The 24,032-nt window shown below is 73.1% G+C and carries 22 protein-coding genes; 15 read left to right on the top strand and 7 right to left on the bottom strand.

What is annotated here, in order from left to right; all coding sequences use genetic code 11:
- The 5 genes from ABZY20_RS22250 to ABZY20_RS22230 all read left to right on the top strand — a co-directional run.
- Window positions 1–507 (top strand): DUF3459 domain-containing protein (locus tag ABZY20_RS22250; RefSeq protein WP_356443249.1); only part of this gene is annotated, 507 nt, incomplete at its 5' end.
- Complete coding sequence (gene treS, locus ABZY20_RS22245) at window positions 504–2,222, top strand: maltose alpha-D-glucosyltransferase (protein ID WP_356443248.1); 1,719 nt, start codon at window positions 504–506, stop codon at window positions 2,220–2,222. The genes ABZY20_RS22250 and treS, both read left to right, overlap by 4 nt.
- Before the next feature lie 28 nt (window positions 2,223–2,250).
- Window positions 2,251–3,621 (top strand): maltokinase, encoded by a 1,371-nt coding sequence (locus ABZY20_RS22240; protein WP_356443247.1) that lies wholly within the window; start codon window positions 2,251–2,253, stop codon window positions 3,619–3,621.
- 3 nt (window positions 3,622–3,624) lie between these two features.
- Complete coding sequence (glgB, locus tag ABZY20_RS22235) at window positions 3,625–5,832, top strand: 1,4-alpha-glucan branching protein GlgB (protein ID WP_356443246.1); 2,208 nt, start codon at window positions 3,625–3,627, stop codon at window positions 5,830–5,832.
- 108 nt (window positions 5,833–5,940) lie between these two features.
- Window positions 5,941–7,029, top strand: coding sequence for a glutamate--cysteine ligase (locus tag ABZY20_RS22230; RefSeq protein ID WP_356443245.1), 1,089 nt, complete (start codon window positions 5,941–5,943; stop codon window positions 7,027–7,029).
- Window positions 7,030–7,059: 30 nt separating this feature from the next.
- Here the strand turns inward: ABZY20_RS22230 and ABZY20_RS22225 are convergent, their stop codons facing one another.
- Entirely contained in the window at window positions 7,060–7,293 is a 234-nt protein-coding gene (locus ABZY20_RS22225) for a DUF6480 family protein (RefSeq protein WP_356443244.1), read from the bottom strand.
- Between the two features lie 151 nt (window positions 7,294–7,444).
- Between ABZY20_RS22225 and ABZY20_RS22220 the strand changes: the two genes are divergently transcribed.
- A complete protein-coding gene (locus ABZY20_RS22220; protein ID WP_356443243.1) occupies window positions 7,445–9,343 on the top strand; it encodes an AMP-dependent synthetase/ligase in 1,899 nt (632 codons plus the stop codon).
- A 117-nt stretch (window positions 9,344–9,460) separates the two neighbouring features.
- Window positions 9,461–9,895: an ATP-binding protein gene (locus tag ABZY20_RS22215; protein ID WP_356443242.1), complete on the top strand. Its 435-nt coding sequence runs from the start codon at window positions 9,461–9,463 to the stop codon at window positions 9,893–9,895.
- 73 nt (window positions 9,896–9,968) lie between these two features.
- On the opposite strand, the gene ABZY20_RS22210 is transcribed toward ABZY20_RS22215, so the two are convergent.
- Window positions 9,969–10,340: a PRC-barrel domain containing protein gene (locus ABZY20_RS22210; RefSeq protein ID WP_356443241.1), complete on the bottom strand. Its 372-nt coding sequence runs from the start codon at window positions 10,338–10,340 to the stop codon at window positions 9,969–9,971.
- Between the two features lie 335 nt (window positions 10,341–10,675).
- On the opposite strand from ABZY20_RS22210, the gene ABZY20_RS22205 reads away from it, so the two are divergent.
- The 8 genes from ABZY20_RS22205 to ABZY20_RS22170 all read left to right on the top strand — a co-directional run bounded on the left by ABZY20_RS22205 (window position 10,676) and on the right by ABZY20_RS22170 (window position 20,191).
- The gene (locus ABZY20_RS22205; protein WP_356443240.1) at window positions 10,676–11,077 is read left to right on the top strand and encodes an STAS domain-containing protein; all 402 of its coding nucleotides are present in this window, start codon (window positions 10,676–10,678) and stop codon (window positions 11,075–11,077) included.
- A gap of 262 nt (window positions 11,078–11,339) precedes the next feature.
- On the top strand, window positions 11,340–12,227 hold the full coding sequence (locus ABZY20_RS22200; protein ID WP_356443239.1) for an STAS domain-containing protein: 888 nt from the start codon (window positions 11,340–11,342) through the stop codon (window positions 12,225–12,227).
- On the top strand, window positions 12,224–12,643 hold the full coding sequence (locus ABZY20_RS22195) for an STAS domain-containing protein (protein WP_356443238.1): 420 nt from the start codon (window positions 12,224–12,226) through the stop codon (window positions 12,641–12,643). Before ABZY20_RS22200 ends, ABZY20_RS22195 begins: the two co-directional genes overlap by 4 nt.
- Window positions 12,643–13,083, top strand: coding sequence for an anti-sigma regulatory factor (locus ABZY20_RS22190; RefSeq protein WP_356443261.1), 441 nt, complete (start codon window positions 12,643–12,645; stop codon window positions 13,081–13,083). The genes ABZY20_RS22195 and ABZY20_RS22190 overlap by 1 nt, the downstream gene beginning before the upstream one ends.
- Complete coding sequence (locus ABZY20_RS22185; RefSeq protein WP_356443237.1) at window positions 13,083–14,522, top strand: ATP-binding SpoIIE family protein phosphatase; 1,440 nt, start codon at window positions 13,083–13,085, stop codon at window positions 14,520–14,522. Before ABZY20_RS22190 ends, ABZY20_RS22185 begins: the two co-directional genes overlap by 1 nt.
- On the top strand, window positions 14,519–16,249 hold the full coding sequence (locus ABZY20_RS22180) for a SpoIIE family protein phosphatase (RefSeq protein ID WP_356443236.1): 1,731 nt from the start codon (window positions 14,519–14,521) through the stop codon (window positions 16,247–16,249). Before ABZY20_RS22185 ends, ABZY20_RS22180 begins: the two co-directional genes overlap by 4 nt.
- A gap of 242 nt (window positions 16,250–16,491) precedes the next feature.
- Window positions 16,492–17,862: an NAD(P)/FAD-dependent oxidoreductase gene (locus ABZY20_RS22175; protein WP_356443235.1), complete on the top strand. Its 1,371-nt coding sequence runs from the start codon at window positions 16,492–16,494 to the stop codon at window positions 17,860–17,862.
- 85 nt (window positions 17,863–17,947) lie between these two features.
- On the top strand, window positions 17,948–20,191 hold the full coding sequence (locus ABZY20_RS22170; protein WP_356443234.1) for an FUSC family protein: 2,244 nt from the start codon (window positions 17,948–17,950) through the stop codon (window positions 20,189–20,191).
- 13 nt (window positions 20,192–20,204) lie between these two features.
- Here the strand turns inward: ABZY20_RS22170 and ABZY20_RS22165 are convergent, their stop codons facing one another.
- From ABZY20_RS22165 to ABZY20_RS22145, 5 genes are all read right to left on the bottom strand, one after another.
- Complete coding sequence (locus ABZY20_RS22165) at window positions 20,205–20,639, bottom strand: hypothetical protein (protein ID WP_356443233.1); 435 nt, start codon at window positions 20,637–20,639, stop codon at window positions 20,205–20,207.
- Window positions 20,640–20,667: 28 nt separating this feature from the next.
- The gene (locus tag ABZY20_RS22160; RefSeq protein ID WP_356443232.1) at window positions 20,668–21,507 is read right to left on the bottom strand and encodes a DUF1206 domain-containing protein; all 840 of its coding nucleotides are present in this window, start codon (window positions 21,505–21,507) and stop codon (window positions 20,668–20,670) included.
- Window positions 21,508–21,823: 316 nt separating this feature from the next.
- Window positions 21,824–22,690, bottom strand: coding sequence for an ANTAR domain-containing protein (locus ABZY20_RS22155; protein ID WP_356443231.1), 867 nt, complete (start codon window positions 22,688–22,690; stop codon window positions 21,824–21,826).
- 114 nt (window positions 22,691–22,804) lie between these two features.
- The gene (locus tag ABZY20_RS22150) at window positions 22,805–23,071 is read right to left on the bottom strand and encodes a DUF5133 domain-containing protein (RefSeq protein ID WP_356443230.1); all 267 of its coding nucleotides are present in this window, start codon (window positions 23,069–23,071) and stop codon (window positions 22,805–22,807) included.
- Window positions 23,072–23,097: 26 nt separating this feature from the next.
- Window positions 23,098–23,955, bottom strand: coding sequence for an RNA polymerase sigma factor SigF (locus ABZY20_RS22145; RefSeq protein ID WP_356443229.1), 858 nt, complete (start codon window positions 23,953–23,955; stop codon window positions 23,098–23,100).
- Window positions 23,956–24,032 lie beyond the last annotated feature (77 nt).

The following is a 24,032-nucleotide window of genomic DNA, read 5'->3' as shown; positions in this document are numbered from 1 at the left end:
GGCATCTACTCCGGCTACGAACTGTGCGAGAACACCCCGCTCCGCGAAGGCAGCGAGGAATACCTCGACTCCGAGAAGTACCAGCTCAGGCCCCGCGACTGGGAGGCGGCCGAACGCGAGGGCCGCACGATCGCCCCCCTGCTCACCAGGCTCAACACCCTCCGCCGCGCCCACCCCGCGCTGCACCGGCTCCGGAACCTGCGCTTCCACCACACCGACAACGACGCACTCATCGCGTACAGCAAGCGCACCGGCTCCGACGTCGTCCTCGTGGTCGCCAACCTCGACCCGCACCACGCCCAGGAGGCCACGGTCTCGTTGGACATGCCGCAACTCGGCCTGGACTGGCACGAGTCGGTGCCGGTGCGCGACGAGCTCACCGGCGAGACCTACCACTGGGGCCGGAGCAACTACGTGCGTCTGGAGCCGGGGCGGGCTCCCGCGCACGTCTTCCACGTCCACTCGCCGCCCCCCGCTCAAGGGAACGGAGGGGCAGGAACGCCATGACCGTGAACGAGCCCGTACTGGACACCTTCGAGGACACCCCCGCCAGGGACCGCGACCCCGACTGGTTCAAACGCGCCGTCTTCTACGAAGTGCTCGTCCGCTCGTTCCAGGACAGCAACGGGGACGGCGTCGGCGATCTGAAGGGCCTGACCGCCAAACTCGACTACCTGCAGTGGCTCGGCGTCGACTGCCTGTGGCTGCCGCCGTTCTTCAAGTCACCGCTGCGCGACGGCGGTTACGACGTCGCCGACTACACGGCCGTGCTGCCGGAGTTCGGCGACCTGGCCGACTTCGTGGAGTTCGCCGACGCCGCCCACCAGCGGGGCATGCGCGTGATCATCGACTTCGTCATGAACCACACCAGCGACCAGCACCCGTGGTTCCAGGAGTCGCGCAAGGATCCCGACGGCCCCTACGGCGACTACTACGTGTGGGCCGACGACGACAAGGGCTACTCCGAGGCGCGGATCATCTTCGTCGACACCGAGACGTCGAACTGGACGTACGACCCGGTGCGCGGCCAGTACTACTTCCACCGCTTCTTCTCGCACCAGCCCGACCTCAACTACGAGAACCCGCGCGTCCAGGAGGAGATCCTGGCCGCGCTGAAGTTCTGGCTCGACCTGGGCATCGACGGCTTCCGGCTGGACGCGGTGCCCTACCTCTACGCCGCCGAGGGCACCAACTGCGAGAACCTGCCCGCCACGCACGCCTTCCTCAAGCGGGTCCGCCGCGAGATCGACGCCCAGTACCCGGACACCGTGCTGCTCGCCGAGGCCAACCAGTGGCCCGAGGACGTCGTCGACTACTTCGGCGACTACGCCACCGGCGGCGACGAGTGCCACATGGCGTTCCACTTCCCGGTGATGCCGCGCATCTTCATGGCGGTGCGCCGCGAGTCGCGCTACCCGGTCTCGGAAATCCTCGCCAAGACGCCCGCCATCCCCTCGGGCTGCCAGTGGGGCATGTTCCTGCGCAACCACGACGAGCTGACGCTTGAGATGGTCACCGACGAAGAGCGCGACTACATGTGGGCGGAGTACGCCAAGGACCCCCGGATGCGCGCCAACATCGGCATCCGCAGGCGGCTGGCTCCCCTGCTGGACAACGACCGGCACACCATCGAGCTGTTCACCGCGCTGCTGCTGGCCCTGCCCGGCTCGCCGATCCTCTACTACGGCGACGAGATCGGCATGGGCGACAACATCTGGCTCGGCGACCGCGACGCGGTCCGGACCCCGATGCAGTGGACGCCGGACCGCAACGCCGGGTTCTCCACCTGCGACCCGGGCCGCCTCTTCCTGCCGGCGATCATGGACCCGGTCTACGGCCACCAGGTCACCAACGTCGAGGCCTCGATGTCGTCGCCCTCGTCGCTGCTGCACTGGACCCGCCGCATGATCGAGATCCGCAAGCAGAACCCCGCGTTCGGCCTCGGCTCGTACACCGAACTGCCCTCCTCCAACCCCGCGGTGCTGGCGTTCCTGCGGGAGTACGAGGACGACCTGGTGCTGTGCGTGAACAACTTCGCGCGGTTCGCCCAGCCCACCGAACTCGACCTGCGGGAGTTCGCCGGGCGCGTCCCCGTGGAGCTGTTCGGCGGGGTCCGCTTCCCGGCGATCGGTGAACTGCCCTATCTGCTGACCCTCGGGGGCCACGGCTTCTACTGGTTCCGGCTCACTCGAGTCGCATCCCGCATCGGCCGGCGACTGTGAGCATGCGCCGACGAAAGGAGGCGTGACCATGCCGAAGACCGCATCCCTCCGCCCGGGTCTCACGTGCCTGGCCGAGCCCATGGAGTCGCTCGGCGGGCTGCTGCGCGACTGGCTGCCCGGGCAGCGCTGGTTCGCGGGCAAGGACCGGCCCGTCACCGACCTCGGCCTGCTGTCGATGACCGAGCTCTTCCCGGGCTGTCTGCACCTGCTGGTCCACGCCGGTCACGCCGGTCACACGGGTGTGCCCTCGCCCGGCGGCGCTCCCCCGGCGGGCGACTGCTACCAGTTGCTGCTCCGCGTACGGGAGCACCCGGCGCCGCGGCTCGGACGGGCGCTGATCGGGCGGGTGCAGGACGGGCCGCTGGCCGGTCTGACGGTCTACGACGCGCTGCACGACCCCCGTTCGGCCCAGCTGCTCCTGGACCGGCTGCGCCGGCCCGGTACCGCGGGGCCGCTGCGCTTCGACTGCGACCCGGACCAGCGGGTGCCCGCCGGGCTGGTGCCGCGGCTGCTGGACGCCGAGCAGTCCAACTCCTCGCTGGTGTACGGCGACGAGTACATCCTGAAGGTCTTCCGGCGCATCCAGCCGGGCGTCAACCCGGACCTGGAGGTGCCCGGGGCGCTGGCCTGCCAGGGCTGCCACCGGGTCCCGGCGCCCGTGGCCTGGTTCCAGACGAAGCATCCGTTCACGGCCACCCTCGGCGTGCTCCAGCCGTACCTGCGGGACGCCTCCGACGGCTGGACGCTGGCGCTGCACGCCCTGGCCGCCGGAGACGACTTCACCGTCCAGGCCCGGGCGCTGGGCGCCGCGACGGCGGAGGTGCACCTCGCGCTGGCCTCGGCGTTCCCGGTGGGCGAGCCCGGCGAGAACGGGAGCACGGCGGCGGCGATGACCGAGCGGCTGGACGCCGCCGCGCACTGCGTGCCCGCGCTGCGGCCGTTCGTGCCGGGCCTGCGGACCGCGTTCGCCGCGCTGACCACCTGCGACGCCGGGCCGCCCGCCCAGCGCATCCACGGCGACCTGCACCTCGGCCAGGTGCTGCGGGCCGGACGCGAGTGGTTCGTGATCGACTTCGAGGGCGAGCCGTCCCGGCCGCTGTCCGAACGGCGCAGCGCCCACTCGCCGGTGCGGGACATCGCCGGGATGCTGCGCTCCTTCGACTACGCCGCCCGGCAGCGCCGCCCCTGGCGCCCGGAGTGGGCCCGCCGCTGCCGTGAGGCGTACTGCGCGGGCTACGCCGCACGCGCCGGCTGGGACCCCCGCAAGAAGCACGGACTGCTCCGGGCCTACGAGACGGACCGGGCCGTGTACGAGGTGCTGTACGAGGCACGGCACCGCCCCGACTGGCTGCCTGTACCGATGGCGGCGATCGAGCGCCTCGCTGTGAGAGGAGACTGAGCCGTGGCCCTGCGAGACACCTCAATCCCGGAGCCGTCCGGCCCCGTCACGACCGCTGCCGCGCCCGCCCTGAGTCCGCAGGACCGGGGGCGGCTGCTGGCGGGTGCCCACCACGATCCGCACGCGCTGCTGGGGGCCCACCCGGTGCCCGGCGGGGTGGTGTTCCGGGCGCTGCGCCCCTTCGCCCGCTCGGTGAGCGTGGTGATCGACGGCAGGCGCACGGCACTCGTCTCGGAGGGCGACGGCCTCTTCTCGGGCGTGCTGCCGCTGGACGCGATCCCCGCGTACACGCTGCACGTGGCGTACGAGGGCGGGGAACAGCAGACGCACGACCCGTACCGCTTCCTGCCCGCGCTCGGCGAGCTCGACCTGCACCTGATCCGCGAGGGCCGGCACGAGCAGCTGTGGCAGGCGCTCGGCGCGCAGCCGATGACCCACGAGGGCGTGGCCGGCACCCGGTTCACGGTGTGGGCGCCGAACGCACAGGGCGTGCGCGTCGCCACGGACTTCACGTACTGGGACGGGACGCAGTTCCCGATGCGGTCGCTGGGCGCGTCCGGGGTGTGGGAGCTGTTCCTGCCGGACGTCGGCGAGGGGACGGCGTACAAGTTCGAGATCCACTCCCGGTACGGCCACCGGTTCCTGAAGGCCGACCCGATGGCCCGCCGCACGGAGGAGCCGCCCAACACGGCGTCGATCGTGACGGCCTCGCACTACGAGTGGGGCGACGCCGAGTGGATGGCGCACCGCGCCGACACGCCGGTGCACGAGGCGCCGATGTCGGTGTACGAGGTGCACCTGGCGTCGTGGCGCCCGGGCCTGGACTACCGGCAGCTCGCCGAGGAGCTGCCGCGGTACGTCAAGGACCTCGGCTTCACGCACGTGGAGCTGATGCCGGTCGCCGAGCACCCCTTCCACGGGTCCTGGGGCTACCAGGTGACCGGCTTCTACGCGCCGACGGCCCGGCTGGGCACCCCCGACGACTTCCGGTACTTCGTCGACGCCTGCCACCGGGCGGGCCTCGGCGTGATCATGGACTGGGTGCCGGCGCACTTCCCGAAGGACGACTGGGCGCTGGCCCGGTTCGACGGCGAGCCGCTGTACGAGCCCGGGGACGACCGGCGCGCGGAGCACCCGGACTGGGGCACCTACGAGTTCGACTTCGGCCGCACCGAGGTGCGCAACTTCCTGGTCGCGAACGCCGTGTACTGGTGCGAGGAGTTCCACATCGACGGGCTGCGCGTGGACGCGGTCGCCTCGATGCTGTACCTGGACTACTCGCGCGAGGACGGCCAGTGGGAGCCCAACGCCTACGGCGGCCGGGAGGACCTGGCGGCGATGACGTTCCTGCAGGAGATGAACGCGACCGTGTACCGGCGCGCCCCCGGCGTGGTCACGATCGCGGAGGAGTCCACGGCGTGGGGCGGGGTGACCCGGCCCACCGACACCGGCGGGCTCGGCTTCGGGCTGAAGTGGAACATGGGCTGGATGCACGATTCGCTCGAGTACATCGCGCACGAGCCGGTGCACCGCAAGTACCACCACCACGAGATGACGTTCTCGATGGTGTACGCCTACAGCGAGAACTACGTCCTGCCGATCTCCCACGACGAGGTCGTGCACGGCAAGCAGTCCCTGGTGACGAAGATGCCCGGCGACTGGTGGCAGCGGCGGGCGAACCTGCGCGCCTACCTCGGCTACATGTGGAGCCACCCCGGCAAGCAGCTGCTGTTCATGGGGCAGGAGTTCGCGCAGGGAGCGGAGTGGTCCGTGGAGCAGGGCCCGGAGTGGTGGCTGCTCGACGAGGGCTACCACTCGGCCGGCGACCACCGGGGCGTGCGCGACCTGGTGCGCGACCTGAACACGGCGTACCTGGCGACGCCGGCGCTGTGGCAGTGCGACACCAGGCCGGAGGGGTTCCGGTGGGTGGCGGTGGACTCGGCCGACGACAACGTCTTCGCCTTCCTGCGGTACGACGCCGAGGGCCGGGCGCTGCTGGCGGTGTCGAACTTCTCCCCCGTCGTCCGGCAGGACTACGGGCTCCCGGTCCCGGACGACGGGGCCGCCTGGCGGGAGATCCTCAACACCGACGACCCGCGCTACGGCGGCAGCGGCGTGACCAACCCGGACCCGGTCAAGGCGGAGGACGGCCGGCTGCGGCTCACGCTGCCTCCGCTGGCCACGGTGTGGCTGGCGCCGTTCGCGGTGTGAAGTCCGGCCGCACCAGGTGTCCGACCCGCCCGTGAGGGGCACTGGGGGTCGTACCCCCGGGAACCCCCGGTGGTCGACGCTTCAGGGTCAGGGAAGGGCGGGCATCAGGTGCGCACCGTCGGAGTGGAGGAGGAGCTCCTCCTGGTCGATCCGGAGACCGGGGAACCGCGGGCGCAGTCCGCAGCGGTGCTCGCCCGGGTCGCGCAGGACGACGCCGATCAGGATGTCTTCGAGAAGGAACTCCACGAGCAGATGCTGGAGTTCGCCACGCATCCGCAGTCGTCGATGGAGAGCCTGCGGGCGGAGATCGTCCGCTGCCGCAAGGAGGCCGCCCGGCACGCCGGGGACATCGGCTGCACGGTCGCGGCGCTGGCCACCTCGCCGCTGCCGGTCAGCCCGGCCATCGGCCTGAACCGGCGCTACCAGTGGATGGCGGACCAGTACGGCATCGCCACCCGGGAGCAGCTCGTCATGGGCTGCCATGTGCACGTGTCGGTGGAGTCCGACGAGGAGGGCGTCGCCGTCATCGACCGGCTGCGGCCGTGGCTGCCGGTGCTGACGGCGCTCAGCGCCAACTCGCCGTTCTGGCAGGGCAAGGACACGGGGTACAGCAGCTACCGCAGCCGGGTGTGGCTGCGCTGGCCGTCGGCGGGCCCGACGGAGATCTTCGGTTCGGCCGAGCGGTACCACCGGCTGATCGCGGACATGGTGGCCACCGGCGCCATCCTCGACGACGGGATGATCTACTTCGGCGCCCGGCTGTCGCAGCGCTACCCGACGGTGGAGCTGCGGGTCTCGGACGTCTGCCTGCACGCCGACACGGCCGTGCTGATCGCGACCCTCGTGCGGGGCCTGGTGGAGACCGCCGCGCGCGAGTGGCGGGCCGGGCGGGAGCCGCTGGATCCGGGCGTCAGTCTGCTGCGGCTGGCCGACTGGCAGGCGGCCCGGGCGGGGCTGACGGGTGAGCTGCTGCATCCCGCGACCATGCGGCGGATGCCCGCCGCGTCCGTCGTCCGGGCCCTGCTGGAGCACGTCGAGGAGGCCCTGGACGGCACCGGTGACCTGGAGCGGGCCCGCGACGCGTGCGCCGGGCTGCTGCGCGACGGCAACGGGGCGCGGGTGCAGCGCGAGCTGCTGGAGCGCACGGGCAGCCTGCGGGACGTCGTCACCGAGTGCGTGCGTCACACGCAGGCGTGAGAGGGTCCGTGCCCCCTGAGGGGGCACGGTTCACAGGATCAGGACGAGGGCGTAGGCCAGGAAGAACGCGGCGACCAGGATCACCAGGACCATGATCACGGTCAGCGGTGCCTTGGCCCAGCCCTTGGTCGGGTTGTGGGTCTCGCGCGGCAGCGCCTCGGGCATGCTGCTCTCCGCGGGCGGGGTCTCGCCCGGCGGCACGCCGCCGCCGGGCTCCAGACCGGTGCTGCGCTCGGGCTCGGGGTCGGGGCTGTAGTGACTCATGTCCTCCGGGTCCCCCGATCACGACGAGATCACCAGTCGGCCCACTTCCGTATTTCCCGACCCCGAAGGGTCCCGGCTCGACTACATTCGAGCACCGCCGATGACGGTACTCGTCGGCACTGTCACACCCCGTACATGTCAGGAGCAGTGCATGCGCGACCTCGCCCTCGCTCCACCGGCCGTCCCGCCCTTGACCGGCGGGCTCGCCGACAGTGTGTTCGAGATGGCGGACCGCGAGCCGACCCGGCCGGTGCTCGCGCGCCGGGCCCATCCGGCCTCCGAGACCTGGGAGGAGGTGACGGCGATCGAGCTGCGCGACCAGGTGCTGGACGCGGCCAGGGGCCTGATCGCGTCCGGTGTCGCGCCGGGCCACCGCGTGGCGATCATGGCGCGCACCCGGTACGAGTGGACGGTCCTGTGCTACGCGCTGTGGGCGGTCGGCGCCGAGGTCGTCCCGGTGTACCCGACGTCGTCGCGCGACCAGGTGGAGTGGATCCTGCGGGACTCCGGCTGCGTGGCCGTGGTGGTCGAGGACGAGCAGGGCGTGATGACCGTCGGCTCGGTGTGCGCGGCCCTGCCGCTGCTGCGGCACGTCTGGCAGCTGGACGCGGGCGCGCTGGAGGAGCTGACGGCCCGCGGGCAGGACGTGCCGCTCACCACGGTCGACTCCATGCGCCGCATCGTGCTGCCGGACTCCACGGCCGTGATCGCCTACACCTCCGGCACCACCGGCCACGCCATGGGCTGCGCCCTGAGCCACCGCAACCTCGCCGGCCCCTGCGACACCCTGCTGGCCGGCTGGGGGCACACGGCCGCGGCGCCCGGTGAGCAGGGCTCGGTACTGGCGTTCCTGCCCTTCTCCCACGTGTACGGGCTGATGATCCAGGGGCTGTGCGTGCGCGGCGGACTGCTGATGGGGCACCAGGCCGATCTGGGCGGGGAGGCGCTGTCGTCGGCGCTGCGCTCCTTCAGGCCCACGTACTTCTACGCGGTCCCCTCGGTCTTCGAGAAGATCTACAAGAACTTCCTGCGCACGGCGCAGCAGGGCGGTCACGGCGGGCTGTTCGAGCGGGCCGCCGGGACGGCGCGGGACTACGCCGCGGCCCTGGAGCGCCAGCGGCTCGGCCGCGGGCGCGGCCCCGGGTTCGACCTGAGGCTGCAGCACGCCCTGTACGAGCGGACGGTCTACCGCCGGCTGCGGGCGGCCCTCGGCGGCCGGGTGCGGCGGGCGACGTCCGGCGGCTCACCGCTCAGCCGCGACCTGTCCCTCTTCTACGAGGGCATCGGCATCTACGTGCACGACGGGTACGGCCTCACGGAGACGGCGGGCGGGGTGACGATGCAGCCGCTGGGCCGGGAGAAGTCCGGGACGGTCGGCCAGGTGCTGCCCGGCATGGAGATCCGGGTGGCCGGGGACGGCGAGATCCTGGTGCGCGGCCCGTCGGTGTTCCAGGGGTACGTGGGTGACGCGGCGGCGACCCGGGCCGCGCTGCGCGAGGGCTGGCTGGCGACCGGGGACCTCGGGCAGCTGGACTCCGAGGGCTATCTCACGATCACCGGCCGCAAGAAGGACATCATCATCACCAGCAGCGGCAAGAGCGTGGCGCCGGCCGCGCTGGAGCAGCGGCTGCGGATGCACCCGCTCATCCACCAGGCGGTGGTCGTGGGCGACAACCGGCCGTGTGTGGGCGCACTGATCACGCTGGACCCGGAGTTCCTTGCGCACTGGCGGGCGGCGCTGGCGCTGCAGGGCGAGATGCGGGAGGCGCGGGAGGAGAACGCGCTGCGCGAGGAGGTCGCCCGGGCGGTGGCCGCGGCCAACAGCGCGGTGTCGCGGTCGGAGTCGATCCGGGTGTTCCGGGTGCTGCCCGAGCCGTTCGACGTGACCAACGGGCTGCTGACGCCGTCGATGAAGCTGCGGCGGGACGAGATCGTGCGGCGCTACGCCTCCGAGATCGACATGATGTACGCCTCACGCGGGCGTCCGGGGAGGTCACGCACCCCCCACGAGCCGACCAACTGGGATGATCCGGACAGCGTGTTCCGCTGAGCGCGCGCCCGGACGCGTAGGCCTCGCCCCCTCGGGAACACGCAACAGTGGCGACGCAAGAGAAAGGACGACAGCCCTGACGACAGCCCTCGCTGACGCCCGGGCCGGAAAGGCGATATGTCAACCGAGCCGCGTGGGGACGACGCCCTGACCTCCGAGGAGATTCCGAGCCGCACGAACAGCTTCGTGGGCGAGCCGCACGACGTCACCGGTGCGCGGCTGGCCGCGGAGGAGTTCCTGCGTGATCTGGCACGTTCTTCACCGCCCTCCGCTCCCGAGTACTGGGACGACATCCTGCTGGTGGTGACGGAACTGGCCGCCAACGCGGTCCAGTACGCACCGGGTCCGTTCGGGCTGCGGATGCGCCGGACCTTCGACGGCGTGCACGTGGTGCTGCACGACACCAGCACCACGGAACCCGCGCCCCGCCCGTTCGATCCGCGCAGTGGCGGCGGCGGCATCGGCTGGCACCTGATCCACACGCTGTGCGACCAGGTCAGCGTGGTGACCGACGACCACGGCAAGGACGTCCACGTCTTCCTGCCCTGGTGAGACTCCCGCCCCGGCGGCTCTCCCCCGGGGGCAGGGACGTGAACGTCACGGGCGCGGGGCGCCCGTGACCTGCTCAGACCGTCGCCGTCTCGCGGGGCGGCAGCCTGTCGTAGTAGTCACCGACGGCCCGCAGGTACTCCGGGTCCCTCGTCTCGCTGTCGGTCTGGAAACGCGGTGCCGCCTTGGCGTCCGACCTGCTGCAGGCCAGTGTGACCTTCTGGGCCTGCACGTCGACGCCGGTGACGACCCCGGCCGGCACCAGCACACTGCGGCCGAACACCCAGACCCCGGTGTCGACGACCAGGTGCCGCAGGCCGTGCGGGGCGGCCTCGCGGTCCACGTGCCCGATCGTGCCGTCGGTGGCTGCGACGGTGTAACCGGTCAGGTCCTGCTCCTCGACGTGACCGCTGTCCGGTGCGTACGCCCAGATTCTGTCGATGGTCACGCTGCTCCATCCTCCCTGGCGGTGTGCGGATCGCTGGAGCCCGGCGGACGGCTCGCGCCCGCCCTGCCCCACAGCACCCAACTACCCTGCTGCCGCAGGCGCATTCGGCGCACCCGCCACCGGCCCGCGCGAGCGCCCGGACATCCGGTTCGGATCGGTGGGCATGGAGCGGGGTTTCCGGGGTAATCGCGGGGGCGCGGTGAAAACCGAGCCCGGCAGCGAAGGGAGGCACATGAGACACGCCAGCCGAGCCCGCGACACGACCGGCACCGCCCCGCACCACGGTCACCCCCAGAGGTGACCACCCCAGGCCGTAGCACTTGTTGGAGGTACCCGTGCCCCTCGCCCAGAACCCGCTGTCCGTGGAAGTCGAACTGCCCCGGGAGGACGTGGCCCTGATCACGGTCGACGGCTACCTGGACGTCGACACCGCGACCGAGTTCCAGGCCCACCTGGCCAACCAACTCCATCACGGCCGACGCCATTTCCTGCTCGACCTCTCGTCCGTGCCGTTCATGGACTCGTCGGGGATGAACATCATCCTGCGCGTGTACCAGGAGACCCGCGGCGACGCCGGCAGCGTGCACGTCATCCGTCCGACGCCGGCCGTGCGGCGCATCCTCGACCTGACCGGGGTGAGCATCACGGTGCCGATATCGGAGACGGTGGAGGAGGCCCTGGCCCGCGTCGACGCCGGCCCGGTGATCCCCGGGGAGCCGGGGGACGAGGGCGCCTGACCCCTGGGCGTCCCCAGGGCACGGCGCCGGCCGCGACCGGCCGCCGATGCCCTCGCCCCGCCCTGCGCACGCCCGGTTCCGTCCTCCGCCCGCGGGCGGCGGCGGTTTCCGGCCGCCGTCCGACCGAGCCGGACCGGCGGCGCCTGAGCAGGTGTCGTACGAGGTCGGCGCATGGTTAGAGTTGTCGCCCGGCAAGTGTCACTCGGCCTCTCGTTGCCTGAAGCGGGCTCGGTCGACGCAACGCGGATGAGGAGAGAAACAGGTGCCGGAGCACGAAACGGACGGACAGCTCGCCACGCCGACACAGGAGGTCAGGGACTTCCTGCGCCGCCGGCGGGAGCAGATCGCCCAGAGGTGGGCGGACGAGCCCTTGTTCCGGGCCGTGTTCACCGTCTCGCGCGAGGAGGCGGTGGAGGCGGGCAAGGCCGTGGTGGACGCGCTGGCCCAGGTCGCGGACTCCGGACAGGTCGAGGACCCCGACGCCGCGGGCTTCAGCGGAGTGCGCGAGCAGCTGGCCCGGATGGGCGCGGCACGCTCCCGCGCCGGACTGTCCGGCACCCAGGTCTCCAGCGAGCTGGCCGCGCTGCGGCCGCCCGTGGAGAACCTGCTGGAGGCCGACCTGGAGCACGCACCGCCCGGGCACCTGCGGGCGTCCTCCACGGCGCTGACCCTGCTGATGGGCACCCTGCGGCTGGTGGCGATGCAGGCGGCGCTCAGCGAGTGGCAGGCGCTCAGCGACCGGCAGCGGCTGCAGCTGATGGAGGTGGCCACGCCCGTCATCCGGCTGTGGGACGGCATCGTGGCCGTACCGCTCATCGGCACCCTCGACAGCGCCCGCAGCCAGGTGGTGATGGAGACGCTGCTGAACGCGGTCGTCGACCAGCACGCCCGGTTCGCGATCCTCGACATCACGGGCGTGCCGACGGTCGACTCGCTGGTGGCGCAGCACCTGATGAAGACGGTGGCCGCGGCGCGGCTGATGGGAGCGGAGTGCATCGTCTCGGGCATCCGTCCCGCCATCGCGCAGACCATGGTGCACCTCGGCCTGGACCTGGACGTCATCACCCGCGCGAGTCTCGCCGACGCGCTGGGCCACGCGCTGCACCGGCTGGGCGCGGACATCGTGAACCCGGGTACGGGTCAGCGGTGAGCGAGGCGCAGTCCCGTCCCGTCACGGGCCACGTGCCGGTGCTCCGGCTCGGCGACGTCCTCCTGATCACGCTCCAGGGGGACCTGCACGACAGCACCGCGCAGCAGCTCCAGCAGGACCTCGCGGAGACCATCTCCCGCACGGGCGTGCACGGGGTCCTCATCGACATCTCCGGGGTGGAGATCGTCGACTCCTTCCTCGGCCGGGTGCTGGCCGAGATCGCCGCGCAGGCGAGGCTGCTGGCCGCGCGGACCGTGGTCGCCGGCATGCGCCCGGCGGTCGCCATCACCCTGGTGGAGCTGGGTCTGACGCTGCCGGGGCTGAGCACCGCCCTCAGCACCGAGGCGGGCATGGAGCTGCTCTCGCGGCAGGCCCCGCTGGGCCGTCCGGGCAGTCCGCGTCAGGAGATCCCGTGATGCACACCGCCGCGGGCGTCGAGGCCTGCCTGCCCATCCGGTCCGACATGGACCTGGTGTGGGTGCGGCAGCATGTCCGGCAGGCCGCCGCTCAGCTCGGCTTCGGCCTGGTGGACCAGACCAAGCTGGTCACCGCGGCCAGCGAACTGGCCCGCAACACCCTCGTGCACGGCGGGGGCGGACGGATGGAGGCGACGCCCGTCAGCCGCCCGGGCGCGCACGGACTCCGGCTGTCCTTCACCGACGAGGGGCCGGGCATCGCCGACCTCGACCTGGCGCTCAGCGACGGCTACACCTCCGGCGGCGGCCTGGGCATGGGGCTGAGCGGGGCGCGGCGCCTGGTGCACGACTTCGCCATCGACAGCACGCCGGGCGCAGGCACCACCGTGCGGGTCACCTGCTGGGCGGGCCAGCCGCCCCGGCCGCGCGAGGGGGTCTGATGCCGCGCGTGTGGGACGTCCCGGTGCGCGACGCGACGCGGGTGCGCGACGCGCGCGTCGCCGCCGAGCAGGCGGCCGCGCTGGCCGGGCTGGACGAGCGGCGTACGGCCGCCGCCGCGCTGGTCGCGACGGAGCTCGCCACGAACCTCCTCAAGCACGCCGAGGGAGGGCAGGTCCTGATCGACGTCGTGGACGCGCCCGCGCTGCGGCAGGACCCGGAGCCGTCCCGGGTCGTGCAGATCACGGCGATCGACCACGGCCCGGGCATGTCCGACGTGGGCGCGGCCGTGCGCGACGGCTACTCCACGACCCGCTCCCTGGGGGCGGGTCTCGGGACGTGCCTGCGGCTGGCCGACGACTTCGGCGTGCACAGCACGGCGGGCCGCGGCACGGTGGCGGTGGCCCGCCTGGGCATGACGCGCGGGAGCGAGGCGCTCGCACCGGAGCGGCCGGCCGGGGCGTCCGGGCTCGGCGGCCCCGCGGTGGCTGCCCCGCGGCCCGCGGGCGGCGCGTCCGGCGCGTCCGGCGCCGGGTCCCCGCCGGAGGACTCCGCGCGGGGCGGTGCTCCGGCCGGAGCGCTGACCTGCGGCGCCCTCACGGGCCATGCGGTGGTCGCCGGTGACCCGCTCGGGACGCCCGCGCGGCCCGCCGTTGCCGCCGGCCCCGCCGCGCCCTGGAACGACCCGTCCGCGTGGCCGACGCCGGCGCGGGGCCTGCCGGACGGCGGCGCTCCCGGAAACGCGACGCCGCCGCACGAGCCGCCCGCCGCCGGTGCCACCGAAGCCGCCGCTGGGACCGCCACGGCAGCGGACCCGTCGGTGCCCCTCGCCGGTGTCCGGGCCGGAGGGGTGAACATCCCCTACGGCGGAGCCGAGTACTCGGGCGACGCCTGGACGTGGGTGCGGGCCGGGGACAGGGTGACGCTGCTGCTGGCGGACGGGCTGGGGCACGGTCCGGAGGCCGCACGGGCCTCGTCGGCCGCGGTCGCGGCGCTGCACCGGTGGGCCCACCTCTGCCCCGCCGAGGTGCTCGCCAAGCTGCACGACGCGCTCAAGGGCACCCGGGGCGCCGCCGTGGCCCTGGCGCAGCTCGACCTCGGCGCCGGCCGGCTGCGGTTCGCCGGCATCGGCAACGTGGGGGCGCGGCTGCGTGAGGGCGGCTCCTGGCGCCCCCTGCTGTCGCGGCCCGGCATCGTCGGCGTGCACCGGCCCACCACCCTCCGCGAGGAGGAGGCGGACTGGGCCGCCGACCGGCTGCTGATCCTGCACACCGACGGTCTGCCCAGTCGCTGGACACCGCCGTGCGACGCCGGTCTGCCCGCGGCCGACCCGGCCGTCACGGCCGCCGTGACGATACGTGACGCGAGCAGTCCCGCCCGCCCGGTGCGGGACGACACCGCCGTGGCCGTGCTGACCCCGACCCCGCCGGAACGCCCATGATGCGCACTTGGCAGATCACCACCGTCACCGACGCGGCCCGCGCCCGTATCGCCCTCGCGCGCCTGGCCGCCGCCTACGGTGTGCCCACCCTCGAACGGACCCGGCTGTCCGCAGGCCTCAGCGCCCACCTGCGGCAGTGCCTCACCAAGGGCGGCACCTGGCGGCTCACCCTGAACCTCGCGGGGTCCCCCGCCGAGGAGGGGCTGCTGCACGCCGTGGTGACCCCGTCGCCGGAGGCCGCGTGCTCCGGGGAGCCGCCGTGGGAGGTCACGGTCACCTGCCCCGAGGCGGCGGAGGCGGCGGAGGCCGGCACGGTCGCCGAGGACCCCGCCGCCCTCGCGGAGGCGCTGCTCGGCGCCGACGAGGACACCGCCGTGGTGCTGGACAAGCTCACCGAGCAGGAGGACCTGGTCGCCTTCCACCGCGAGGAGCTGCACCAGACCAACCAGGGCGTGCTGGCGCTGCACGCCGAGCTGGACGCGGCCGGCCGGGCGCAGCGCGAGGCCTTCGCCGCCGAGCGCAGCGCCCGCAACGAGGCGGAGAGCGCCCGCCGCCGGCTGACGTTCCTCGCGGACGCGAGCGCCGTGCTGACGGCGTCGCTCAACCACGAGGAGATCGTCCGCCGGCTGCCGGACCTGCTGGTCCCGGAGTACGCCTCCAGCGTCGACGTCTGGCTGTTCGAGCACGACGAGGAGCGGAAGCGCTCCACGCCGCATCCGGCCGCGGCGGTGCTCGCGGCCCGCACCGGGCGGCCCCAGTACGCCGCGGACCACCCCGGCAACCTGCCCGGCGTCGACGACCAGCCGCCCTCGGCCCTGGACCCGGGGCGGCCGCTGCTGTGCATCCCGCTGCCGACCAGGCGGGCCCCACTGGGCGTGCTGACGCTGACGCCGCCCGGTGCGCGCTGGGACCCGGACGACGCGGTGATGCTGATCGAGCTCACCCGGCGGGCCAGCATCGCGATCGACAACGCCCGGCGCTTCGAGCACAACCGCGACATCGCCGAGACGCTGCAGCGCGCCCTGCTCACGGACCTGCCGTCGACGCCGGGCCTGAGCCTGGCCGCCCGGTACCTGCCCGCCACCTACGGGCTGAACATCGGCGGTGACTGGTACGACGCGTTCCGCCAGCGCGACGGCGGGCTCATCACCGTGATCGGCGACGTGACCGGGCACGGTCTGCACGCGGCGGTGATGATGAGCCAGCTGCGCACCGCGCTGCGGGCGTACGCCGTGGACGGCGACAGCCCGGGACGGCTGCTGACCCGGCTGCACCGGTTCCTGCACCACCTGCAGCCCGACCTGTACGCCACGGCGGTCATCGCGCGGTTCCACCCCGACGAGCCGTCCACGCTGACCTGGGCCGCCGCGGGCCATCCTCCGCCCGTGCTGCGGCTGCCCGACGGGACCGTGCGCACCCTCGACGCCAAGCCCGGCGCGATGCTCGGCATCCCCCTGACCCAGGAGATCGCCGACCACACCGAGCAACTGTCGCCGGGATCGACGCTCGCGCTGTACACGGACGGGCTGGTGGAGCGGCGCGCGCAGGGCATAGACCCGGGCATCGAGCGGCTGGCCCAGGCGCTCGGCCGGTTCCGTTCGCAGGACCTGGACGCGGATCTGGAGAGCGCGGCGGACCGGCTCCTGGATCCGCTGCTGAGCGATTCCCAGCGCGACGACGACGTGTGCCTGCTGCTGTGCCATCTCCAAGGGGACGCACGCTCCTGACCGGCGGTCCCGGCGAGCCGTCCCGACGGCCGCCGCGGCCGTCACGTGTGCACGCGTTCTTCACTCCCGCCCGGTGCTTTTCGGCCACCGGGCGGGCATGGTGGTGATCGACGCGTTCGACTGCCTGCCACGCCCGGCTGGCGCACCGGCCCGGCAGGGGGTGAGATCCAAGGGGTGCGAACCGGCGTTCCAGGGGCAGTCGGAAGGCGTTCGAGGCAGACCGCCTGGAGCCGCAGAAAGGGATGAACACCGTGACACGACCCAGGATCCTGGTGGTTGGCGCAGGCTTCGCCGGAGTGGAGTGCGTCCGCCGTCTGGAACGGAAACTCTCCCCGGACGAGGCCGACGTCACGCTGGTGACGCCGTTCGCCTACCAGCTCTATCTTCCGCTGCTCCCCCAGGTGGCCTCCGGCGTGCTGACGCCGCAGTCGATCGCCGTCTCCCTGCGCCGCAGCAAGAAGTACCGCACGCGGATCATCCCGGGCGGCGCCATCGGCGTCGACCTCAAGGCGAAGGTCTGCGTCATCCGCACCATCACCGACGAGATCGTCAACCAGCCGTACGACTACATCGTGCTGGCCCCCGGCAGCATCACCCGCACCTTCGACATCCCGGGCCTGACGGAGCACGCGTTCGGGATGAAGACGCTCGCCGAGGCGGCGTACATCCGCGACCACGTCATCTCGCAGCTGGACCTGGCCGACGCCAGCCAGGACCCGGACGAGCGGGCCTCGCGGCTGCAGTTCGTGGTGGTCGGCGGCGGCTACGCCGGGACCGAGACCGCCGCGTGCCTGCAGCGGCTGACGCACGCCGCCGTCAAGCGCTACCCGCGGCTGGACCCGGGCCTGATCAAGTGGCACCTGATCGACATCGCGCCGAAGCTGATGCCGGAGCTCGGCGAGAAGCTCGGCAGCAGCGCGCAGGAGATCCTGCGGCGCCGGGGCATCGACATCTCCCTGGGCGTGTCCATCGCCAAGGCGGGCCCGGAGGAGGTCACCTTCACCGACGGGCGGGTGGTCCCGACCCGCACCCTCATCTGGACCGCCGGCGTCGTCGCCAGCCCGCTGATCGCCACGCTGGGCGCGGAGACCGTCAAGGGGCGGCTCGCGGTCGCCGCCGAGATGAACCTGCCCGGCAGCGACGGGGTGTTCGCGCTCGGCGACTCGGCCGCCGTGCCCGACCTGGCCAAGGGCGACGGCGCGATGTGCCCGCCCACCGCGCAGCACGCGCTGCGGCAGGGCAAGCACGTCGCGGACAACGTCATCGCGTCGCTGCGCGGTCAGCAGATGCAGCCGTACGTCCACAAGGACCTCGGGCTCGTGGTCGACCTCGGCGGCACCGACGCGGTGTCCAAGCCGCTGGGTGTGGAGCTGCGGGGCCTGCCCGCGCAGGCCGTGGCCCGCGGCTACCACTGGTCGGCGCTGCGCACCAACGTGGCCAAGACGCGGGTGATGACGAACTGGCTGCTCAACGCCGTCGCCGGGGACGACTTCGTCCGCACCGGGTTCCAGGCCCGCAAGCCCGCCCGGCTGAAGGACTTCGAGTACACGGACGCCTATCTGACGCCGGAGCAGGTGCGGGCGCACGTCGAGGGCAGCGGCCGGGTGGGGTGACGGGGCCGGTCGGGCTCCTCCGCCCGGGCATGACATGCTGAGAAGCGGATCTTGGTGTGGATGAGTCGGGAGAGTGTGCGACGGCGTGAGGGCAGCGGGGCGCTCGGTGCGGACACGACTGCGGGACCGGATCGCGGCGAACGATCCCGGACTGCTGCGTCTGACGGCCGGCCTGCGGACCGTCGGCGCCATCGCCCTCACCCTGGCCGTGCTCTCGCTGCTGGGGGCCGATGTGCACCTGCTGGTGGCGGGGGCCATGGCGGCCATGGTCGCCACCTTCGCCATCCGGGAGAAGCAGCCCGGCCCGCAGGCCGTGACGCTGGCGCTGGGCCTGCCGGTGGCGCTGGCCTCGGTGAGCCTGGGCGCGGTGCTCCACTCGCGTCTGGTCGCCGGTGACGTCTTCTTCGTCGTCCTGATCTTCTGCGCGGTCTACGGCCGCCGGTTCGGGGACCGGGGCACGGCGCTGGGGCTGATCGGCTTCCAGGTCTACTTCCTGTCCCTGTTCGTCGGCGCGACCCCTTCCGAGCTGCCCGCGCTGTGCGGCGCCATGGCACTGGCGTTCGCCTCCAGCGCCGTGGTGCGGTTCGCGCTCGTGCCGGCGACGCCCACGGGTGTCCTGATGCGGCTGCGCCTGGCCTTCCGCGCCCGGCTGGCCCAGCTGGTGTCGGCGCAGATCGACCTGCTGGACGCCTCCGCCGAGGACATGGACAAGGCGCTCCAGGCCGTGCGCGACGGCACCGCGCGGCTGCACGAGACGGCGATGATGATCCAGGGGCGGCTGGAGGAGGGCACCCCGGACGAGGCGACCGCCCGGCTGGTGCAGCGCCGGATCGCGGACGCCGAGATCGCCGCCGAGCGGCTCGGGCTGCTGCTGCTGACCGCGCGCAGCGCCGAGCGCGCCGACACCCTCACCCTGCATCTGCCGGGCGCCCCCGCCCCGTCCCTGGCCGGGCCTGCGGTACCGGACGAGGCGACGGAAACGCTGCGCCGGGATCTGCGGGCGCTGCACGCGCTGGTTCTGCGCACGGGCAGCTCCGACACGGGCACCGGGCTGGCGCAGGTGCGCAACCGGCTCCTCGGCTACCGGGACGAGGAGAACTTGCCGTCCGCGCCGGCGGCCGTGCAGGACGTCTTCCGGGGCATCGGCGAGGCCGCCCGGGCGGTGATGGGCCTGCGGGCCGCGCTGGACGGCCCGCAGGACGAGTCGGACGACACCCCCGCCACGGCCCGCTCCCGCGAGGAACTGGACGCCGAGGAGGCCGCGATCGACGGCAGCGGCGAGGAGGCGGAGCCGGAGGAGCAGACGGGTCTGCGGCGCCCCACCACCCGCGCGGCCGTGCAGGTGGCCGTCGGGTCCTCGCTGGCCATCGTGGGCGGTGAGCTGCTGTCCACGCAGCGGTGGTACTGGGCGGTGCTGACGTGCTGGATCGTCTTCATCAACACGTCCTCGACGGGCGAGATCCTGGTCAAGGGCTACCGGCGGCTGCTGGGCACCGTGTTCGGCGTGGTGGCCGGCATCGTGCTGGCGGGGCTCGTCGGGCAGCACACCTGGACGGCGTTCGCCCTGGTGCTGGTGCTGATCTTCGCGATGTTCTACTCGGCGCCGCTGTCGTACACGCTGATGTCGTTCTTCGTCACCGCGATGCTGGGGCTGCTGTACACGCTGCTGCACACCTACAGCTGGGAGGTGCTCCTGCTGCGCGTGGAGGAGACGGCCCTCGGCGCGGCGTGCGGCGTGGTCGCGGCGGCGCTGGTGCTGCCCGTGCAGACCGACCGGCGGACGAACGAGCTGCTCGGCACGGTGCTGGAGCGGCTGGCCGGTGTCACCGAGGCCGCGGTCGCCCAGCTCAGCGGCGGGCCGGCGGACGAACTGCTGGACAAGTCGCGCGACCTGGACCAGGCCCTGGCGGATCTGCGGGCCGCGACCCAGCCGCTGACCCACCCGGTCACGCCGCTGCGGGCCCGCCGCGACACCGCCCGGTACGTGGTGGCGCTGCTGGAGACGTGCGCGTACCACGCGCGGACCCTGGCGGCGACCGCCGAACTGCTGCCGACGCATCCGTCGATCGCGGCGGACCCCCGGCTGCGCGGGGCGGCGGGGCGCACGGTGCGCAACATCGAGACCATCGCGGCCCGGGTCGCCGACGCGCACGCGGACGCGAAGGTGGAGACCGGGCCGAGCATCGCCTCGCTGCTGGGTTCCGACGCCGGGACCCCGCGCTACGGCCGGATCACCGACCGTGTGCTGCGGCACCTGGAGCGGCTGGACGAGGCCGTGGTGGGTCTCGCCCGGCCGCTGGGGGTGCCGGTGGCGGAGCCCCGGGCGTGAGCGCCGGCGCCCGTCAGAAGTCCGTGGGCAGGCCGCTCACCTCGGCGATGCCGCGCAGTTCCTCGGTCTGGCGGTGCCGTTCCTTGATGTAGTCGGCTATCTCGCCGAGGCGGGCCGGGTCGGAGGCGGTGGTCGCGTCCGTGACGATGCGGACCGGGCCCGTGTCGTCCACGTTCAGTTCGACCACTTCGTTGTCCAGGCGTCCGGTGACGGCGGTCGCGATGACGAGGGCCACCTCGTCGCGGACCTCCTGGGGGAGCTCGTCGCCGTCGCCCGAGTCGAGCGCGAAGTCGAGGCTGGACAGGCGTTCCTCGTCGATCGCCTCGAGGACCGGTTCCACCACGCGCATCAGGAGGCGGTAGTCCTCCGTGTCCATCCGGATGCGCAGGAGGTCCAGGTACACGTCCACGGGCCGGCCGTCGCCATGCGGAATCTCGGAATCGCTCATGTGCACCGTGTTCCCCGCCGGGCGCGGCTCAGACGCGGCGCCAGCGGGCCATGGCGAAGGAGAACACGCCGAAGAGCACCAGTCCGGCCGCGACGCAGACCAGCAGCCACGGGCCGAGCGGGGTGTCGGCGAGGGTGCGCAGGGTGTCGTCCAGGCCCTTGGCCCGGTCGGGTTCGTAGTCGACGGCGGCCCGGACGGCGAAGACGCCGGCGGCGGCGAACACCAGTCCGCGGGCGACGCCGCCGGCCACGCCGGTGACGTCCACCAGCTGCCGTGTGCGGCGGCTCATCTGCCCCAGCCGGAGCTTGTCGTGGTACTTGCGCAGGACCGCCCGGACGCCGATCCAGCAGCCCGCGGCGACGATCGCGATCCCGGCGGCGCCGACCAGCCACTGGCCGGCGGGTATCTCCATGACCCGCGCGGTGGCGTCCCGGGACTGGCGGTCGCTGGACCCGCCGCCGCTCTGGTGCCGGGTCGCCGCGAACGACAGCACGGAGTAGGCGACGAAAACGTAGAACACGCAGCGGACCGCTGCCAGCAGACGCTTGCGGGCCTTGCGGCCGTCGGGTCCGGTCGAGCCGAAGAGGGTCTCGGACAGCCGCCACAGGGCCATGCCGACGAGTCCGATGCCCAGCGCCCACAGCAGGACGGCGCCGAACGGCTTGTGGGACAGCTCCTCCAGCGCTCCCCCGCGGTCGGCCTGGCGGCCCGTGCCGCCGAAGGCGATCTGCAGGGCCAGCGCGCCGACGAGCAGGTAGATCACGCCGCGGGCGGTGAGTCCGGCCCGGGCCGCCCCCTCGGTCACCGAGCCCCGCGCCGCTCGTCCGGTCCGGAACCGGCCGCGTTGTGCCATCGCGCTTGTGTTCATGTCATCCTCCCGGCTCTGCGGATGCCCCGGGTCGGGGGCCGCACACCGGGTGCGGGCCGCCGGACCTGCGGATTCCGGTTGATGCGGCGTGCCGTCCCCGGCGAGGTCTTCGCCCCAGCGGCGCCCGGGTCGCGTCACGGGACGGTGGTGACGCCACGCTGCCGCCCTTCACCGGTGTGCTCCGCGTGCACCAGCCCCTCCCCGCAGGGCCGCGGGTGGTGGAGGAAAACCAGGACCCGCCGCAGATGCCGGACGCGAGGGGCACGTCCGCGGTACGGGCGACCCGCCGTCCCGTTCGCCCGGCCCCGGTTCCCGCTCAGAGGCGCCGGTGCCGCGATCCCCTGCGGGCCCGGCCGAGGGCGTGCAGGTGCTCCAGGGCGTCGAGGACCACCGTGCGGTCGTGCCAGGCGAGCCAGCGGCCGGCCTGGGTGCCCACGACGCCGAGGGCCTTGGTCTGGGTCTCGGTCAGTCCGCGCAGGGGCCGGTCCATGTGGGCCGAGACCACCCCCACGCACTGCCCCGAGTCCGTCGTCAGCGGGACGCTGTGGCAGGCCCTGCTGCCCGCCGCGAGGATGGCCGTCCGGGCGGGTTCGGCGAGGGCGGGGTCGCTCTCCACCTCGCGGATGGTGACCTGCGAGACGTCCCGGGCGGCCTGCGCGCAGGACGTGCCGTCCTCGCCGACGAACGCGAAGAAGTCGACGAAGTCGGCCGTGAGCCCGGTGTGCTGCTCGATGCGCAGGCCGCCGCGGGCCGGATCGGACAGCTGGACGTTGCCCATGTCGGTGGAGGTCACCGTGAGGGTGGTGCCGAGCACGGCCTTGAGGACGGCTCCGCGGCTGCCGGATCCGGAGCGGTGGGCCGTGGTGAACGTCAGGGCGGGTTCGGGCAGCCGCACGCGGCGCGGGAACCACAGCGGTTCCCGGTCGTCGGGGCGCGGTGTCCTGATCAGCGCCCCGGCCAGGGTCCGCACCTTGACGTTGTGCTGCTGGGACGCGCGCTGCAGCAGGGCGAAGGCGCTCTCGGCGTCGGGCAGGGCGTAGCGCTCCTGCAGGATGCCCTGTGCCTGGGAGATCAGGGGGTACACGCGGGCGCGGGCCCGCAGATCGCGCAGCTCGGCGCGCAGGCGTTCCAGTTCGCTCCGTCCGTGGTCCTCGGCGGCCGTTTCCCGCCCCGCGGTGGACATACGGCTTCCAGCTCCTTCGTGAAGGGACAGGCGTGGGTCCGGCCGACGGCTGCCGCCGCCGGCCGGACCCCGGTTCTGCCTCGTTTTCCCCGTCGCCTCACCCGCACACGCGGGTCAGGCGTTGTTCGTGGCCACCAAGGTCTGCCCGGAGGCCGGGGGCACGGCCGTCTCGCGGGCCGGTGCGGGTGCGTCCGCGAGCCACCGGTGCGCCTCCTCCAGGGCGTGCCGGACGTCCCGGGTGCCGGTGGACACGCACAGCGTGTACGCCAGGTCGCGTGCCCGTGCGCTCGCCTGAGCCGGTCCGGCACCGGCGTCGGCGGCCGTCAGCGTCTCGTACTCGTCGACGAGACGGCGCAGCACGGCGGGATGGGGCCTCAGCATGTCGTTCGCTCCAAGGGGTTCGGGGGTCAGGCCGTGGTGGAAGAGCCGCCGTTGCCCCGGGCGCGCTGCCCCAGGACCTCGTCGCGCACACGGGCGCAGCTGCGGCTGATGAGCCGGGAGACGTGCATCTGCGAGATGCCCAGCCGGTCGGCGATGCGGCTTTGGGTCATGTCCTCGAAGAAGCGCATGTAGAGGATGGCCCGTTCGCGCTCCGGCAGGCGGCGCAGGCCTTCCTTGGCGGACTCGCGGTCGACGACCACGTCGTAGGACGAGTCGGCCGCGCCGAGGGTGTCCGCGAGGCTGTAGCCGTCGTCGTCGGCCGAGAGTTCGGCGTCCAGCGACAGCGTGCTGAAGCTCTCCAGGGCCTCCAGCCCGGCGTTGACCTCTTCCTCGGTCAGGCCGGTGTGAGCGGCGATGTCCGCCACGGAGGGCTCGGGGCTGCCCGGGTTCTGGGTGAGTTCACGGCGTGCCACGCGCACCTTGTTGCGCAGTTCCTGCACGCGACGGGGGACCCTCAGGGCCCACATACGATCCCGGAAATGACGCTTGACCTCGCCGGTGATGGTGGGGACGGCGTAACTCTCGAAGGCTCCCCGGCTCGGGTCGAACCGGTCGATGGCCTTGACGAGGCCCAGGGCGGCCACCTGGCGGAGATCCTCGATCGACTCCCCGCGGTCGCGGAAGCGGCCTGCGATGCGGTGAGCCATGGGCAGCCACAGCGTGACGAGTTCGTCACGGACGGCTTCCCGCTCGGGCCCTTCCTCCAGCTCCGCCATGCGGGTGAAGAGGGCTGCGGTGTCGGGCGCGTCGTCGTGACGCCGCTTGGGGGCGGTGGTCGTCGTTTCGGGCGTGCCGGGACGGTGGGTGGGCGTATCGATGAGCATACGGATTCGCTCCTGAACGGTGGTTTCAGGGACTGACCGCGGGGAGTACGCCGCCCGGAACGCCTGGAGGGCCTCCG

Source organism: Streptomyces sp. NPDC006624 (genome assembly GCF_040611555.1).
Lineage (GTDB): Bacteria > Actinomycetota > Actinomycetes > Streptomycetales > Streptomycetaceae > Streptomyces.
This window is presented reverse-complemented; position numbering and strand designations above follow the sequence as displayed.